We start from the raw sequence: 16,374 nt of genomic DNA, 5'->3' as shown, positions 1-16,374 counted from the left end.
TTAATCGGAAAAGATGGCACAAGACATGCCTCGCCCGCGCCTTAGCCGTGGCAGGCATTCTCGCCAAGCGCCCTCTGCGACGCGATTCCCGCAGCTGGTCCGATAATCAGTAGCTGGTGCCCGCTTTGGGCGTGCCGACCTCGACCTCGACGAACTTGCGCTTCGACGAGGCTTCCCCCCGCCCCGCCATGATCAGCGAGTAGGGATCCTGCGGCAAGGTCGTCAGCGGGCTGCCGGCCGCTTCGATCTGATAGGGCGAGACGCGGTGGCGGGTGCACAGGCCGTCGGCGCCGTCGCTGATCAACGGGGTCTCGAACTCGACGCCCTGCACCGAGCCCTTCGACCGGCGTACGGTTGCGACGGCCAATTGGCCATTGCCCAGGTCGAGCACGACTTCGGTGCCCAGAGGCACGTCCATAAGCCCCTCGATCCGCGCCCCGGTCTTCGAGAGATTGCGCATGACCACCCGGTAGCGGCTATCTTCGTGGATCAGACCGATGCGGCGGAACACGGTCTTGCGGGTCGCACGGTATTTCGCCGGGCCGCGCGGTTCATATTTGAGCTCGCCCGCCTCCAGCCGTTCGAGCAACTCTGCGTGAGGCATGGCGCGGGCGAAGATATACCCCTGGACCAGTGTTGCCCCGCGCTTGGTCACGAGATCGAGTTCGTCCTTCGCCTCGACGCCCTCTGCCACTGTTTCCATGTCGAGCGCATCTGCAAGGCTGACGATAGCGCTGAGGATGGCCGCGTTGTTGTTGCCTTCCTCGGTCGCGCCGCGCACGAAGCTCTGGTCGATCTTGATCTTGTCGAACGGCGCAGTGCGCAGGTAGCTGAGCGAGCTGTACCCGGTCCCGAAGTCGTCGAGCGCCAGCTTGACGCCGAGCGCCTTCAATTCCTCGAAAATCCGCTGGGTGCGTCCGGCATCGCCGAGGAACACGCTCTCGGTAATTTCGAGTTCGAGCCGCTCGGGTGTCAGGCCGCTTTGCTTGAGCGCGTTTGCGACGATCTGCGGAAAATTGTCGTGCGCGAACTGCATCGGCGAGACGTTTACCGCCACGCGCAGTTCGAGCGGCCATTCGGCCGCCTGTCGGCAGACCTCGTTCAACGCCCATTCGCCCATTTCCCCGACAATGCCGATTTCCTCGGCCACGGAGATGAAATCCTCGGGCGAAATCGCGCCGCGGTCCGGATGATTCCAGCGCATCAAGGCTTCGCACCCGCGGACCATATGCGTCTTGGCGCAGACGAGTGGCTGGTAGTGCATGACCACCTGCCCGTTCTCGATGGCGTCGCGCAGGTCTTCCTCGATCTGCCGGCGATGTTTCGCGCCATCCTTGAGCTCGGCCGAATAGAAGCGGTACTGGCCCCGCCCACCGCTCTTGGCGGCATGCAGCGCCAGATCGGCGGCCGATATCAGCCCTTCCGGATCGAGCCCGTCATAAGGCGCAATGGCGACCCCGACCGACGTTCCGACGACCGCGCGCGAATCGTTGATCGAATAGGCCTGCGACAGCATCTGGATGACGCGCTGGCTCAGATCGCCCAAGGCGCCGCGGTCATCCATGTCGGGCAACACGATCTGGAACGAGTCCGCGCTCCGGCGTGCGATTTCCCCCTTGCTCCCGATGATCCGTTCAAGCCGCGCAGCAACCTGCTTCAGCAGTTCGTCGCCCGCGGCATGACCCAGCGAATCGTTGATCTGCTTGAACCGGTCGAGGTCGACCATCAGCAACGCGCAGGTCCGTTTGGAATTGCGATAGGCCTTGAGCAATTCGGCCAGACGCCGGTTCATCCGGTGGCTGTTGGCCAGACCGGTAACCGGATCGTATTGCGCCAACCGTTCGGCATCGCGCCGGTTTTCCCGGCTGGCCGTGATATCCTTCGCGCTACCGCGATAGCCGGTAAAGCGCTCCTGCTCGTCGAACTGCGGTTTGCCCGCGATTTCCCACCAGACTTCGCGCCCCTCTATGGCGAGGCGGACATTGAGTTGGCTGATCGAGTTGCGCGCCCGCAGCAGGAACGCGAGCGGGCGCTCGGGCCGGTCGGGATCATCGACCTTCTCGGGGATGAAGAGTTCGCTCAGCGATTTGCCGATCGCTTCGCCCTGCGTCCAGTCGAGCTCTTTCGCCGCATTGTCGGACAGGTAGATGAGCCGGCCTTCGGCATCGGTCGCCCAGAACCAGCCCAGACCTGCGGCCTCGAAACTGTCGAGCAGTTCCACCCGGCGTTCGGCATCGGTGATGGCGATCGGACGCAGCGGCGCAGGCTGTGAACCTTCGCGTCGTTCCGTCTTCGCCCGCGACGCACGCGAGAAGAACCCTGCCATGTGAACTCATGCTCCCGAGTAGCCTCTGTGCGCCGAAATTCCCTCTCAGCGCAGCGAACCATGTAGATAAACGCAACTTCTTTCCAAACGGATAACCATGTGATCTGCGGTGTACCGCACATAGTCCGCTGCTTGCCAGCTGCCCCGACCATGTGCATGGAAGGCATGTCTCGGGGGAGAAAGACATGCGGCATATCGCGATCGTGGGATCGGGTCCGGCGGGCTATTACACGGCCGAAGCCGCCGTCAAGAAATGGGGCGATGACGCCCGGATCGATATCTTCGACAAATTGCCGGTGCCGTTCGGCCTGATCCGCACCGGCGTCGCGCCCGATCACCAGTCGATCAAGGCGGTTGCGCGTCGGTACGAAAAAACGGCGATCGGCCAATCGGTACGCTTCATCGGCAATGTCGACGTCGGTGGTTCGGTTTCCATCGAGGAGCTCGGTTCGCTCTACGATGCGGTCATCCTGGCCACGGGCGCGCCGCAGGATCGCCCGCTGGAAATCCCTGGCGCGCGGACCGGAAATGTCTTTGGCAGTGCGGCATTCGTCGGCTGGTACAACGGCCACCCCGAGTTTGCGGGGATGGACCCCGTGCTATCGGGCAAACATGCCGTCGTCATCGGGATGGGCAATGTCGCGCTCGACGTGGCGCGGATCTTGGCCAAGACCGAAGGCGAATTTGCCGGCTCGGACATCGTCGCCCACGCGCTCGAGGCTTTGCGCGGCAGCGCTATCGAGAAAATCACCGTCCTCGGCCGGCGCGGTCCGCACCAGATCATGATGACGCCCAAGGAACTGGGCGAGTTGGGGACGCTCGACCGCGCCGCTCCGCAGGTCGATCCGGCCGACCTGCCGCCGGTTGCCGACGATGCCGTTCTCGAACCGGGGGTGCGCAAATCGGTCACGCTGCTGCGCGAATTCGCGCAGCCTGCGGCAGCCGACCGCAATGCCAAACCGGTTTCTATCGAGTTCGATTTCTTCGCCAGTCCCCGAGCCATCACCGCCACGAACGGCCGGGTAAGTGCCATCGAAGTGGAGCGGACCCGCCTCGAAACCGGGCGCGCGGTGGGTACCGGCGAAACCTATAACCTGCCGGCCGATCTGGTCGTCAGCTGTATCGGCTATCGCACCTCGGCCATAGAGGGCGTGCCGTTCGACCAGCGGGCGGGACATTTCGCCAATGACCAGGGCCGTATCCTGCCCGGCCTCTATTGCGTCGGTTGGGCCAAGCGCGGCCCCAGCGGCACGATCGGCACCAACCGGCCCGATGGATATGGGGTCATCGACACGGTCGATGAAGACATCGCCGCAAGCTCCGGCAAACCTGGCCGCGCGGGTTTCGACGAACTGGCGCAGGAACGCGGGATCGAGATCGTCACTTTCCGCGATTGGCAGAAAATCGAGGAAGCCGAGATCGCAGCCGCGCGCGAAGGAGCGCCGCGGGAGAAGTTCGTCGATATCGAAAGCATGATCGCAGCACGCGGCGCGTGATCGTCCTTCGCTCGCACAGGTCCGACACCCCGGCCATGCCGACCGGGGGATACCGCCCTTGTCCGCCCGGCCGCTCCGCAATCGATACCCCCAGCACTGCTGTCCAGCCCGGACCAGGCGGATCGCAAGGACAATGACATGACTGCCGATCCCGCGCTCTTGGCGAACCCGCTTGCCAGCCAACCGCCGCGCCAGACGACGGGCGAAGGCGGCGCTTTCGGTCGAACCGGCTTTGCCTGGGCGATCTTCGAATGGGCCCGCAACCCCTATTACATCCTGATCGTGATCTACATCTTCGCGCCCTATTTTGCGCGCGACATCATCGGCGCGGACCTGCTTGCCAGCGGTGCGCTGGACGACCTGCCGCCCGGCGACGCGCTTGCCGCGGCCAATGCGCAGGGGCAGGCAACCATAGCCTCGGTGACCAAATGGGCCGGTTTCATTGCCGCCCTGACCGCGCCGGTCCTGGGTGCGGCGCTCGACCGCGGCGGGCGGCTGAAACCGATCCTCGCGCTGTTTCTCGGGGCCATCGCGGTTTGTTCGGCGCTGCTGTGGTTCGCGATGCCGGGGGGCGAAGGCCTGCCGGTTCCCGCGATCATGGCCCTGCTGGTGGTCGCCTATGTCGGCTACACCTATTCAGAAGTGACGCACAATGCGATGCTCAGCGTGTCGGGCGAACCACGCCGACTGGCGATGATATCGGGTCTCGGACTGGGTCTCGGCAACCTCGCTGCGACCTTGATCTTTCTCGCGATTGCCGTGCTCTTCGTGCTGCCCGCTGCGATCGCCTGGCCATTCGCGGCGCCGCAATTCGGAATCGACCTGACGACGTTCGAACATGCGCGGCTAGCCGGCCCGATCTGCGCGGTGTGGCTGGTGCTGTTCTCGATACCCTTCTTCACCAGGGCACGAGACCCGGGCGTCCCCGGGGCCAGTTGGATGCGCGCCTTCCGGGAAGGCGCACGCAGCGTTGCGCGCACGCTGCGCGAGGCAGCGCGATACCGCGAATTGATGCGGTTCCTCATCGCGCGGATGTTCTACGCCGACGCGATGGCTGCGCTGCTGGCGCTCGGCGCGGTTTATGTCGCGCTCTTTCTCGGCTGGAATTTCCTCGAAATGCTCTGCTACGCGATCTTCGCCAGCGCCTGCGCATTCGGCGGCGGCATTTTCGGCGGCTGGCTCGAAGGAAAGGTCGGCGTAAAGCGCGCGCTGGCGCTGGAAATCCTCGCCATGGTGGGTGTCGGACTACTCCAGCTGAGTATCACCCGCGAAAGCCTGTTCCTCGGCCTGGTCGACAATGTGGTGGTGTGGGACGGGCTCGTCTTCCGCACCCTGTCGGACCTCGTCTATCTCGGTCTCATCAGCGTGATCGCGGTGACCGCCACCGCCAGCATTTCGTCGAGCCGTACGATGCTGGTCACGCTTGCCCCGCCGGGCCGTAGCGGTGAATTCTTCGGCCTCTACGCGATTGCCGGCACCATCACCGTATGGATGGGGCCGCTGCTGGTCGAACAGTTCACCCTGTGGTCGGGCGACCAGCGGATCGGCATGACTTCGATCCACCTGCTGTTCGCGATCGGCTTCCTCGTCCTGCTTGCTGTCCGCATGCCCACGCACGCCGAATAGCTCGGCGCTGGACTCATCGGTTGCAATGTGGAACCTTCCTCGGCGGAGAGAGGAGCACCAACATGCCCGCATATGATCTGATCATTCGCAACGGGACCATTGTCGATGGTACCGGACAGGACCGCTTTACCGGGGATCTCGCCGTGAAGGACGGGCTCATCGCTCAAGTGGGCCACGTCAGCGGCGACGCCGCCGAGGAAATCGATGCGCAGGGTCACCTGGTCACCCCCGGCTTCGTCGACATTCACACGCATTACGACGGACAAGCGACCTGGGACCAGGAAATGGCCCCGTCGAGCTGGCACGGCGTAACGACCGTCGTCATGGGCAATTGCGGTGTCGGTTTCGCTCCGGCGCGTCCCGACAAGCACGAATGGCTGATCGGCCTGATGGAAGGCGTGGAAGACATTCCCGGGACCGCGCTGGCGGAGGGCATGAAGTGGAACTGGGAAACCTTCCCCGAATATCTCGATGCGCTGGAAGAACTGCCCCGTACCGTCGATGTCGGCACCCATGTCCCGCATGGCTCGGTGCGCGCCTATGTGCTGGGCGATCGCGAGCGTCCCGGGGCCGTGCCGACCGCCGAAGACATTGCCGCCATGAGCCGCATCGTCGAAGACGGCGTACGCGCGGGCGCGCTGGGTTTCTCCACCTCGCGCACCGTATTGCACCGCGATATCGGCGGCGAAGTCGTCCCCGGCACCACTGCCACTGCCGAGGAGCTGGTCGAGATCGGCCGCGCAATGGGCCGCGCCGGGCATGGCGTGTTCGAAATGGCCAGCGACATGATGCGCGAATGGGACGAGTTCGGCTGGATGGGCCAGATGAGCCGCGAGACCGGGCTGCCGGTCACCTTCGCGGCGCTCCAGTCGATCGCCAAGGAAATGCCGCTCGACGAGCAGATCGAGAGCATGCGCGCCGAGAACGACAATGGCGCGAACATCGTCGCGCAGATCGCGCTGCGCGGCAACGGCATCGTCATGGCGTGGCAGGGCACCGTGCATCCCTTCCGGCTCAAACCGAGCTGGAAGGAAATCGAGGACCTTCCATGGGAAGAGCAGAAGGCCAAGCTGTTCGACCCCGAGTTCAAGGCGCGCCTGATCGCCGAACAGCACGATTTTTCCGAGGTCAACCAGGACATCATGGGCCTGATCATGGTCGTTTGCGGCGGCTGGAACATGCAGTTCGAAATGGACCCCGACTTCAATTACGAACCGACCGCGGAAGAAAGTATTCTCGAACGCGCGAAGGCAGCGGGCATGTCGGGCGATGAATATGCCTACGAGCTGCTGTGCCGCGACGAGGGCAAGGGCTTCATCTACCTGCCGATCCTCAATTACGCCGATGGCAATCTCGATTTCCTGAAAGACCTGCAACACGCCGACGACACGGTGAATTCGCTGTCCGATGGCGGCGCGCATTGCGGGACGATCTGCGATGCCGCCTCGCCCACCTTCATGCTGCAGCACTGGGTGCGTGACCGGGCGCGCGGCACGATCGGCCTCGAAAATGCGATCAAGCGGCAATGCAACGACACGGCCCGGCTCTACGGGCTGGAGGACCGCGGCGTGCTGGCGCCCGGCTATCTGGCCGATATCAACATCATCGACATGGACCGGATCAAGCTGGGCAAGCCCTGGCTGGCCTTCGACCTGCCTGCGGGCGGCAAACGCTTGCTGCAGAAGGCCGATGGCTATGTCGCGACGATCAAGAACGGAAAGGTTACATTCCGCGAAGGCGAATGGACGGGCGAGGCGCCCGGTGGCCTGATCCGCGGCCCGCAGCGGGCCGAAATGCTGGAGGCTGCAGAATGAAAGCAATCCGTACGGGCGCGAAGCCGTCCACCCTCGATGCGCTGGAATGGGTCGATATCGACGCCGCAGCGGCGCCCGGTCCGGGCGAGATTACCGTCGATCTGAAGGCCAGTTCGCTCAACTATCACGATTACGCCGTCGTGAAAGGCATGATCCCGACCGAACCGGGTCGCATCCCCATGTCGGATGGCGCTGGCATCGTCTCGGCGGTTGGCGACGGGGTGACCGAATTCGCCGTGGGCGACCAGGTGGTCAGCACCTTCTTCCCCGACTGGCTCGACGGCCGCCCGCCGTCCAGCGCGTTCACCCGCGTTCCCGGTGACGGGATCGACGGCTATGCGCGCGAGGCAGTGACTGCCCCGACCCACTGGTTCACGCGCGCACCCTCCGGGTTCAGCCATGCCGAGGCTGCAACGCTGACCTGCGCCGGGCTGACCGCCTGGCGCGCATTGTTCGTCGACTACGCGGTCAAGCCGGGGGACACCGTGCTGGTCCAGGGCACGGGCGGGGTCTCGATCTTCGCCCTGCAGTTCGCGAAGGCCGCGGGCGCCACTGTCATCGCCACCTCTTCTTCGAACGAGAAGCTCGAACGGGTGCGCGAACTGGGGGCGGACCATTTGATCAATTACAAGGAAGTCGAAGCCTGGGGCCCGAAGGCGCTGGAGATAACCGGCGGGCGCGGGGTCGACTGCGTGGTCGAAATCGGCGGGGCGGGCACGCTCGACCAATCGATGCTGGCCACACGCGTTGGCGGGCATGTCGCGCTGATCGGTGTGCTGGCAGGTTTCGCCGGGCCGGTGCAGACCGCGCTGCTGTTCTCCAAGAACCTCAAGGTGCAGGGCCTCACCGTCGGCAGCCGCGCGATGCAGCAGGACATGATCGCTGCGATCGAGGCCAACGGCATCAAGCCGGTCATCAGCGATACCTTCGCGCTAGCAGACCTCGCCGATGCCTTCCGCCATCAGGAAAGCGGGAGCCACTTCGGCAAAATCTCAGTCGAGATCTAGGGGCGCGGTTACCTGCCATAGCGGGGACCGGACACTGACCGGGTATCGCGGGGCCGGCCTCCACCGGCCCCCGGCGGCCCATCACGGTTCGATGATGATTCCCTTGGCGGGATCCACACTGCCGCCGGCCATTCTGACGAAAACGGCGCGCGCAGCAGCAAGGCCCGCATGGCGTTCAATGGTCACGCTGTCGCCGGCATCGGCAAGGAATATACGCCAGCTCTCGGCCATCTGGCGGCCCGCTTCCTGCGGCCCCAGATCCTTGAATAGCGCAACCGCATGGTCGGGTGCGAAGAACAGCGTCGGCGCCGGTCCGGGCAAGTCCCCCGCCCCGCCGCCGCGCTCCTCGATATGCGTCGCCCCCACCAGGCAGGAGTACTTCAACGCGTCGCCAAGATGCGCATGGATCGCGCCCAGCAGACGGGCGTTGCCGGCAAAATCGACCGATACCGCGGGCTGGCCTGCCAATGCCTGCACATCGTCATAGGCGAGCACTTCGTCGTAGAGACCGCTCTGCTTCACGAAAGCGACATTCCCCGAAGAGGTCAGGCCGATCCGCCGGATATCCGGCGAACGATGCCTGGCGGTGCTGGCAAGGCCCATGGCAGTCTTGGACGATGCGCTGGTCAGGATTACCTGTTCGGCGCCGAACCAGTCCTGCGAGCGCATGAAGTATTCGATCAGGAAACCGGTCTTGAACAGCGGACCGAAGATCATCCGTTCGCCTTCGCGCGCCGGATCGTGTTCCGGGTCGGCTGCAAGCCGCGAATAGCTGTTGTAGACCGGGCTCATCGGCTGGCGATGTGCGGCCATGTCGGTAAAGCCGCTGGCGGACAGTTTTCCGGGCACGACGTCCAGATGCGTCGCCATAGGCAGGTAGCCATAGACCCGCTCGCCCACGGATATCTCGGACACATTGCTTTCGATCACGCGTGCATGGCCCCACATGGGCACGATGCCCATGCCGTCGGTGCCTGCCCCCTGCACGGGGAAGAAGTTCCAGTATCCGAAGCCGTCGCCGACGACCGCATAGGTCACGTTGTTCGCCGTGACCGAGAAGCTTTCGATTTCCAGGCGCACGGCATCGTCGGCCAGCTTTACCTGGTCGCAATCGACCAGTCGGGCCTCGCCGATTGCATTCTTGCGGACATGGACTTGCTGCATTCGCGTCTCTCCTTCGAGAGCGACGCTAACCGCAGATATACGCCAATGCGAGCGCTTAAACCCGCATCGGCATGAGGACGTAGAGCGCGGGCGAATTCTCGTCCTTGCGGATCAGCGTCGGGGCGCCAGCATCGGCCAGATGGATTTCCACCGTGTCGGCATCGATCTGGTTGAGGATGTCCTTGAGATAGCCCGCGTTGAAGCCGATTTCGAACCCGTCGGACGAATATTCCGCCGGCACTTCCTCGGTCGCGGTGCCATTGTCGGGACTGGTTACGGTCAGCGTGACCTTGTCCCGATCGAGCCCCATCTTGACCGCGCGGGTCTTCTCGGTGGCGATCGTCGCCACGCGGTCGACCCCTTCGTGGAAGATCTTCGGGTCGAGCTTAAGGAGCTTGTCGTTACCCGTTGGAATAACGCGCGAATAATCGGGGAAGGTCCCGTCGATCAGCTTGCTGGTCAGCACCACTCCGCCCTCGCCGCCGAGCGTGAAGCGGACCTTGCTGGCCGACAGGTCGATCTGGACATTGCCGTCGAGCGACTCGTCGAGCAGCTTGCGCAGTTCGGCCACGGCTTTGCGCGGTACGATCACGTCGGGCATGCCTTCTGCCCCATCAGGCCGCGGCAGAGTGAAGCGCGCGAGCCGGTGACCGTCGGTTGCGGCCGCCCGCAGGACGGGTTCGTTGTCGTCCGACACGTGGAAAAAGATACCGTTCAGATAATACCGGGTTTCCTCGGTCGAGATCGCGAACCGCGTCCGATCGATGAGGTCGGCGAAGGTCTTGGCGGGCAGTTCGAAACTGGTCGGCAGATCGCCTTCGACGATGACCGGGAAGTCGTCGCGCGGGAGCGTCGGCAGCGAGAAGCGGCTGCGCCCCGCCTTGATCGCCATGCGGTTTTCCGCCGCTTCGAGGCTGACCTGCGAACCTTCGGGCAGCTTGCGTGCGATATCGAACAGCAGGTGCGCCGAAACGGTGATCGCCCCTGCACTGTCGACATTGGCTTCCATATGCTCGATCACCTGCAGATCGAGGTCGGTTGCCATGACCCTGAGCGAATTGTCGCCTTCGGCTTCGATCAGCACGTTGGAGAGGATCGGGATGGTATTGCGGCGCTCCACGACCGACTGGACGTGGCTGAGACAACGCAGCAGCGTCGCGCGTTCGATGGTGGCCTTCATGGTCCTACTTTCGTCCCTCTTGGGCGCCTGGCAGGCCGGAATCGCCCCACCAGCGCCGGAATACGGATAGTCACCCTAGCGGGGCGGGCTTGGGGGGCAAGGCCGGACGCCGCGGCGCCGCAATTCCTTGGGGAAAAGTGGGTGAAATCAGCCCATCATCGCCATGCCGCCGTTCACGTGCAGCGTCTGGCCGGTGACATAGGCTGCCTCGTCGCTGGCAAGGTAGGCAACCGCAGCGCCGATCTCGTCGCCTTCGCCCATGCGGCCCATCGGAATACGCCCGTTGATCGCCGCTTTCTGCTCGTCGTTCAACGCGTCGGTCATCGCTGTGCGGATAAAGCCGGGGGCCACGCAGTTCACGGTGATGTTCCGGCTCGCCAGTTCCTGCGCGAGGCTTTTCGACATGCCGGTCAGGCCCGCCTTGGCGGCGACATAGTTCATCTGGCCGGGGTTGCCGGTGTGCCCGACCACGCTGGTGATCGAGATGATCCGTCCGCCCTTGGCCTTCATCATCGGCCGTGCGCTGGCGCGCATCAGGCGGAAGCTCGCCTCGAGATTGATGCGGATCACCTGGTCCCACTCGTCGTCCTTCATCCGCATGGCCAGATTGTCACGGGTAATGCCGGCATTGTTGACGAGGATGTTCATCGAACCCAGCGTATCGACGGTGGCCGGGATCAGTTCCTCGACCTGCGTCGGATTGGAAAGGTCGCAGGTGATCTCGACATGGTCATGGCCGAATTCGTCGTTGAGCTGTTCGCGGAAGGCGCGCAGCTTGTCGCCGTTGGAGCCGGACAGCGCGAGGCGCGCACCCTGCTTCGCCAGCGCGTAGGCGATCGACGAACCGATCCCCCCGCTGGCCCCGGTCACGAGCGCGGTCTTTCCTTCGAGGCTGAACATCATGCGTTCTCCTTGGCGAAGTTTTCGAGGTCTTCCATGGTGACGAGGCTGACGGTTGCGGCCTCCTTGTCGATGCGGCCCACCATCGGGGCGAGCACCTTGCCGCCCACTTCGACAAACCGTTCGATGCCTGCCTCGCGCATCGCCAGAACGCTTTCGCGCCAGCGGACCCGGCCGGTGATCTGATCGACCAGCAGCGCCTGTTCTTCCGCCGGATCGGTGACGCGTGCGGCAGTGACATTGGCGAACAGCGGCACTGCAAAGGCCTGCGGGGGCGTCGTTTCGAGCGCGTTCTTCATGCGCAGCGCAGCAGGACCCATCAGCGAACAGTGGAACGGCGCCGAAACGGGCAGCTTGATGCCGCGCTTGATCCCGTGATCCTTGGCCATCTCGATCGCGCGGTCGATCGCCTCGGCATGGCCGGAGATAACGACCTGCGTCGGATCGTTGTCATTGGCGACTTCGCAGACCTGGCCCTGGGCCGCTGCCTCGGCCAGCGCGGTGGCCTTTTCGATATCGGCACCGAGCAGCGCGGCCATCGCGCCGACGCCGATCGGAACCGCATCCTGCATTGCGATGCCGCGCAGGCGCAGCAGCTTGGCCGTGTCGGTCAGCGAGAATGCCCCGGCGGCGCACAGCGCGCTGTATTCGCCGAGCGAATGGCCCGCGACGCAATCGGCCGTGTCGGCCAGCGTCACGCCGAATTCCTTTTCGAGGACCCGGGCAGTGGCCACCGAATTGGCCATGATCGCCGGCTGCGCATTGGCAGTCATCGTCAGTTCGCTTTCGGGGCCGTCCTTCATCAGCGCGGAAAGCTTCTGCTTGAGCGCTTCGTCGACTTCCTGGAACACTTCGCGCGCATGCGCGCTGGCTTCGGCGAGATCGGCGCCCATGCCGACCTTCTGGCTGCCCTGGCCGGGAAAGATGAATGCAGTCATAAAATCTCCTCGACCGCGCGACTAGGCGCGAGCGCCCCGCGTCTCAAGTCCGAAGGGGACAATCTTGTTGGCAGCATCGTGGCCGATATCCGCCCGGCCGAGGTAGGGGATGCCGCTGCGCCGGCACCAGTCCTGCGCGATGGCGACTTCGTCGGTGCCAAACGGGCGGTCGTTGACGGGGACATCGCTGATGCGGCCCAGACGCAGGCCCGCGGTTCCCTGCAGATGCTGCGTGGCATGGAACAGCAGGCGGTCGACCGCATAGAGATGCTCCGCCACTTCCTCGATCATGACGACATGACCCGACAGGTCGGGCGCGAGTTCGGTCCCCGCCAGCATTGCCAGGGTCGTCAGGTTGAAGGCCGCCGCAGGCCGTTCATCGAGATTCGGTTCAAGGCCATCGGTGCCGCCCTTGAACCAGTCCAGCGCGCGCTCGATCGCAGCGGCGCCGCCCTCGCGCCGGACATCGCCCGCCAGCGGCCCATGCGCGACGCGCCCGATGCCATGCCTGTACAGTGCGGCGAGCAGGAAGCCGGTGTCGGAATAGCCGAGATAGGACTTGTCCCGCGCTGCCGCGTTCATTTGCGCGACCGCCTGCGGGGCGATGCGGTTCGAACCATAGCCGCCCATCGCGAACCACACCGCATCGAAGCCGGGATCGTTGGCGCAATCGAGCAAGGCGGCGAGCCGCACGTCGTCGCTGCCGGCGAAATGCCCGTCTTCGGCAAAGCATTGTTCGTGGAACTGCAACGATACGTCGCTGCGCCCCGCCACCAGCGCTTCGACCGCCTCGGCGCGTTCGCGCTTCAACCGCTTTCCGGGGGCGCAGATCGCAATTCTGACCATGCGCCCTGCTAGCGTGCTTGTATCGCGCGGCACAACTCAATAGCTGCACGCGCATGAGCGATATGCCCACTCCAGATGAATTGTTCGCCCGCCCCTTCTTCTTCTGCGGGATCGGCGGATCGGGAATGCTGCCGCTGGCGCAGATCCTTAAAGGTCGCGGCTGCACGGTCGAAGGATCGGACCGCAGCCACGATCAGGGCCGCACGCCCGACAAGTTCGCTGCGCTCGAACAACAGGGTTTCACGCTGCATCCGCAGGACGGCAGCGGGATCGTCTCGGCCAAGCAGATCCTCGTCGCCAGCGCCGCGGTGGAAGATACCGTACCCGATGCCAAGCGCGCCAAGGAACTGGAGTGCCTGCGGCTGACCCGCGCCGAGCTCAATTCGATCCTCTTCAACACCAGCGGTGCGGGGCTGGCGGTTGCCGGGACCAGCGGCAAGTCGACTGTCACCGGCATGCTCGGCTGGATCCTCCACGCCTGCGGGCGCGAGCCGACGATCATGAACGGCGCGGTGATGAAGAACTTCGTCTCGCCCGAACGCCCCTATGCCAGCGCGGTGGTCGGCGGTCAGAGCCTCTATGTCAGCGAGGTCGACGAAAGCGACGGGTCGATCGCGCTCTATCGTCCGGCTGTCGGCGTGCTGCTCAATGTCAGTCTCGACCACAAGAGCATGGAAGAGCTGCGCCAGCTGTTCGGCGACTACCTTTCGCGCAGCCGCATTTCGGTGATCAATGCCGACGATCCCGAAGCGCTGGCGCTGCTGCCGCATGCGAAGGAAGTCGTCACCTTCGGGATCGAGCAGGAAAAGGCGCAGATCGGCGTGGTCCCCGGCTCGGTCGCGGAAGGCCCGATGCGGCAGGCCGCGCTGGTCGTCGACCGGCACGACGGCAGCGAACATCCGTTGATGTTCAACCTGCCCGGGCGGCACAATCTGGCCAACGCGCTGGCGGCAATCGCAGCGGCAGCGGCAGCGGGCATACCGGTCGCCAATGCGGTCGCCGCGCTCGCCGGTTTCGAAGGTCTCGCGCGGCGGTTCGACATCGTCGGCACCAGCCCGTCCGCCATCACCGTGATCGACGATTTCGGCCACAATCCGGAAAAATGCGCCGCCACGCTGCGCACGCTCAAAGCGCACCCGGGCCGCGTGCTCGCCTTCTTCCAGCCGCACGGCTACGGGCCCCTGCGCCAGATGGGCGAGGAGCTGGCCCAGACCTTCGCGCATGAACTGGGTGACGAGGACCGCGTGATCCTGTGCGACCCGGTCTATTTCGGCGGCAGCGTCGATCGCAGCGAAGGCAGCGAGCGGATTGTGCGGTTGATCGAGCAGGCGGGCGGCAAAGCCGAACACATTCCCGAGCGCACGGCGGTGGGCGACAGGCTCGCCGAACTCGCGCAGCCAGGCGACCGGATTGTCATCATGGGCGCGCGCGATGACACGCTGAGCGGATTTGCACGCGACCTGTTCGACCGGTTGGCCTAGATCGCGGCGGGGCCTGCGGCCTCACGCGCCACGGCCCGGCGATATCCCTCGCGTGCGGTCAGCCGGTCGCGGTAGTCCCTGAGCGATTGCGGCACGCCCTCGTCCAAGCCCACCCGGCCCGCCAGGATCAGCGCGTAACCGCAGCAGATATCGGCCACGGTAAAGCGATCCGCGCACAAGTAGTCGCGCGTTTCGAGGCGCTGCTCGAGCTTGACGAGGCGCTTCCAGAACCACTTGGCATAGGCCTCGCCCGCCTCGCCCCAGCCCTTGTCCTTCTCGAACATGGCGAAGCGCATATAGACGGTTTGCGGGAAAGTGATCGTGGCATCGGCGTGGTAGGTGAAATCGAGATAGGCGGGATAATCCATCTCGTTTGGCGCCACGACCAGCGACTGGTCCGCGCCCTTGGTGGCCAGGTAATGCGCGATCGCACAGCTCTCGGTCATGTGCGCGGCGCCATCGACCAGCATGGGTACCGTACCCAGGGGATTGACCTCCAGGTAGTCGGGCGCCTTGAAGCGGGGCGGGAACGGCAACAGCTGTAGATCGATAGCGACTCCCGCCTCTTCCGCCGCCCAGGTCGCCCGCAGCCCGCGCGACCCCGCGCAGGTGTAGAGGACCGGCGGCTCAGTGGTCGCCATGGGTAATGCCGATCTTGAAGACCTTGTGGATGAGGATCGCCAGCACGAAGCCGAGCGCGAGCCCCGTCAGGGCGGACAGCGCCGCATAGGTTCCCCAGCCGAGGATGCCCGAAAGTCCGCCGGTCACGGCTTCCACCGTGTGCTGCAGGCCATGCGCCCAATCGGAGGGACCATGGATGCCCAGTTCGTGCAGGCTGTGCAGGATGATGCCGCCGCCGACCCACAGCATCGCGATCGTGCCGATGAAGGACAGCGTGGTCAGCAGATAGGGTACCGAGGTCACCAGAAACTGCCCGAAGGCCTGTGCGGCGGCCGAAGTCTTCTCGCGCAGGTGCAATCCGATATCGTCCAGCTTCACGATCAGCGCGACCGATCCATAGACCACCAGTGTCACGCCGATACCGACGATCGCCAGCACGCCCGCACGTACGATGAAGTCTTCCGCGGCCACCTCGTTCAGCGTGATCGCCATGATTTCGGCCGAGAGAATCAGATCGGTGCGGATCGCACCGTTCACCCGCTGTTTCTCGAACGCCGCCGGGTCGGTGATCTCATCCTCCACAGTGACGCCGTGTTTCTGGCCGCCCAGCTTTTCCATCACCTTTTCCGCCCCTTCATAGGACAGGTAGCAACCGCCCAGGATCAGGATGAAGACGATGGCGCTGGGAAGCAGCCAGCTGAGCAGCAACGCGCCGGGCAGCAGGATGATGAGCTTGTTCTTCAGGCTGCCCTTGGTGATGTTCCAGATGATCGGCAGTTCGCGCGCGGGGCTGAGGCCCGTGACGTAACTCGGCGTGACCGCCGCATCGTCGATCACGACGCCGGCGGTCTTCGAGCCCGCCCTGCCCGCGGCAACCGTGATATCGTCGACCGAGGCCGCCGCCGCGCGGGCGATGATCGACACGTCGTCTAGCAGGGCTACAAGTCCACCGGGCACGCACTACTCCTTCGTTTT

Annotated in this window: 13 protein-coding genes; 5 read left to right on the top strand and 8 right to left on the bottom strand. The window is 64.6% G+C overall.

Annotated elements, in window-relative coordinates; translation table 11 throughout:
* Window positions 1-106: 106 nt before the first annotated feature.
* Window positions 107-2,326, bottom strand: coding sequence for an EAL domain-containing protein (locus GRI55_RS07415; protein WP_082847699.1), 2,220 nt, complete (start codon window positions 2,324-2,326; stop codon window positions 107-109).
* 185 nt (window positions 2,327-2,511) lie between these two features.
* On the opposite strand from GRI55_RS07415, the gene GRI55_RS07410 reads away from it, so the two are divergent.
* From GRI55_RS07410 to GRI55_RS07395, 4 genes are all read left to right on the top strand, one after another.
* Window positions 2,512-3,822 (top strand): FAD-dependent oxidoreductase, encoded by a 1,311-nt coding sequence (locus GRI55_RS07410; RefSeq protein ID WP_160766698.1) that lies wholly within the window; start codon window positions 2,512-2,514, stop codon window positions 3,820-3,822.
* Between the two features lie 138 nt (window positions 3,823-3,960).
* On the top strand, window positions 3,961-5,448 hold the full coding sequence (locus GRI55_RS07405) for an MFS transporter (protein WP_160766697.1): 1,488 nt from the start codon (window positions 3,961-3,963) through the stop codon (window positions 5,446-5,448).
* A gap of 62 nt (window positions 5,449-5,510) precedes the next feature.
* Window positions 5,511-7,262: an N-acyl-D-amino-acid deacylase family protein gene (locus tag GRI55_RS07400; protein WP_160766696.1), complete on the top strand. Its 1,752-nt coding sequence runs from the start codon at window positions 5,511-5,513 to the stop codon at window positions 7,260-7,262.
* Window positions 7,259-8,269, top strand: coding sequence for a zinc-dependent alcohol dehydrogenase family protein (locus GRI55_RS07395; protein WP_160766695.1), 1,011 nt, complete (start codon window positions 7,259-7,261; stop codon window positions 8,267-8,269). The genes GRI55_RS07400 and GRI55_RS07395 overlap by 4 nt, the downstream gene beginning before the upstream one ends.
* An 81-nt stretch (window positions 8,270-8,350) precedes the next feature.
* Here the strand turns inward: GRI55_RS07395 and GRI55_RS07390 are convergent, their stop codons facing one another.
* From GRI55_RS07390 to GRI55_RS07370, 5 genes are all read right to left on the bottom strand, one after another.
* Window positions 8,351-9,433, bottom strand: coding sequence for a DUF2855 family protein (locus tag GRI55_RS07390; protein ID WP_160766694.1), 1,083 nt, complete (start codon window positions 9,431-9,433; stop codon window positions 8,351-8,353).
* A 55-nt stretch (window positions 9,434-9,488) separates the two neighbouring features.
* Window positions 9,489-10,613 (bottom strand): DNA polymerase III subunit beta, encoded by a 1,125-nt coding sequence (dnaN, locus tag GRI55_RS07385; protein ID WP_160766693.1) that lies wholly within the window; start codon window positions 10,611-10,613, stop codon window positions 9,489-9,491.
* 147 nt (window positions 10,614-10,760) lie between these two features.
* Window positions 10,761-11,513: a 3-oxoacyl-[acyl-carrier-protein] reductase gene (fabG, locus tag GRI55_RS07380; RefSeq protein WP_050601329.1), complete on the bottom strand. Its 753-nt coding sequence runs from the start codon at window positions 11,511-11,513 to the stop codon at window positions 10,761-10,763.
* On the bottom strand, window positions 11,513-12,451 hold the full coding sequence (gene fabD / locus GRI55_RS07375) for an ACP S-malonyltransferase (protein WP_160766692.1): 939 nt from the start codon (window positions 12,449-12,451) through the stop codon (window positions 11,513-11,515). Before fabD ends, fabG begins: the two co-directional genes overlap by 1 nt.
* Before the next feature lie 21 nt (window positions 12,452-12,472).
* Window positions 12,473-13,297: an LD-carboxypeptidase gene (locus GRI55_RS07370; protein WP_160766691.1), complete on the bottom strand. Its 825-nt coding sequence runs from the start codon at window positions 13,295-13,297 to the stop codon at window positions 12,473-12,475.
* Window positions 13,298-13,350: 53 nt separating this feature from the next.
* Between GRI55_RS07370 and GRI55_RS07365 the strand changes: the two genes are divergently transcribed.
* Window positions 13,351-14,778: a glutamate ligase domain-containing protein gene (locus tag GRI55_RS07365; protein WP_160766690.1), complete on the top strand. Its 1,428-nt coding sequence runs from the start codon at window positions 13,351-13,353 to the stop codon at window positions 14,776-14,778.
* On the opposite strand, the gene GRI55_RS07360 is transcribed toward GRI55_RS07365, so the two are convergent.
* Window positions 14,775-15,419, bottom strand: coding sequence for a glutathione S-transferase family protein (locus tag GRI55_RS07360; protein WP_160766689.1), 645 nt, complete (start codon window positions 15,417-15,419; stop codon window positions 14,775-14,777). The genes GRI55_RS07365 and GRI55_RS07360 overlap by 4 nt on opposite strands.
* Window positions 15,406-16,356: a DUF808 domain-containing protein gene (locus GRI55_RS07355; protein WP_050601124.1), complete on the bottom strand. Its 951-nt coding sequence runs from the start codon at window positions 16,354-16,356 to the stop codon at window positions 15,406-15,408. Before GRI55_RS07355 ends, GRI55_RS07360 begins: the two co-directional genes overlap by 14 nt.
* Window positions 16,357-16,374 lie beyond the last annotated feature (18 nt).

It is taken from the genome of Qipengyuania citrea, from assembly GCF_009828015.1.
GTDB classification, from domain to species: Bacteria; Pseudomonadota; Alphaproteobacteria; order Sphingomonadales; family Sphingomonadaceae; genus Qipengyuania; species Qipengyuania citrea.
Note: the sequence above shows the minus strand (reverse complement) of the source record. Positions and strands in the feature narration are given on the sequence as shown.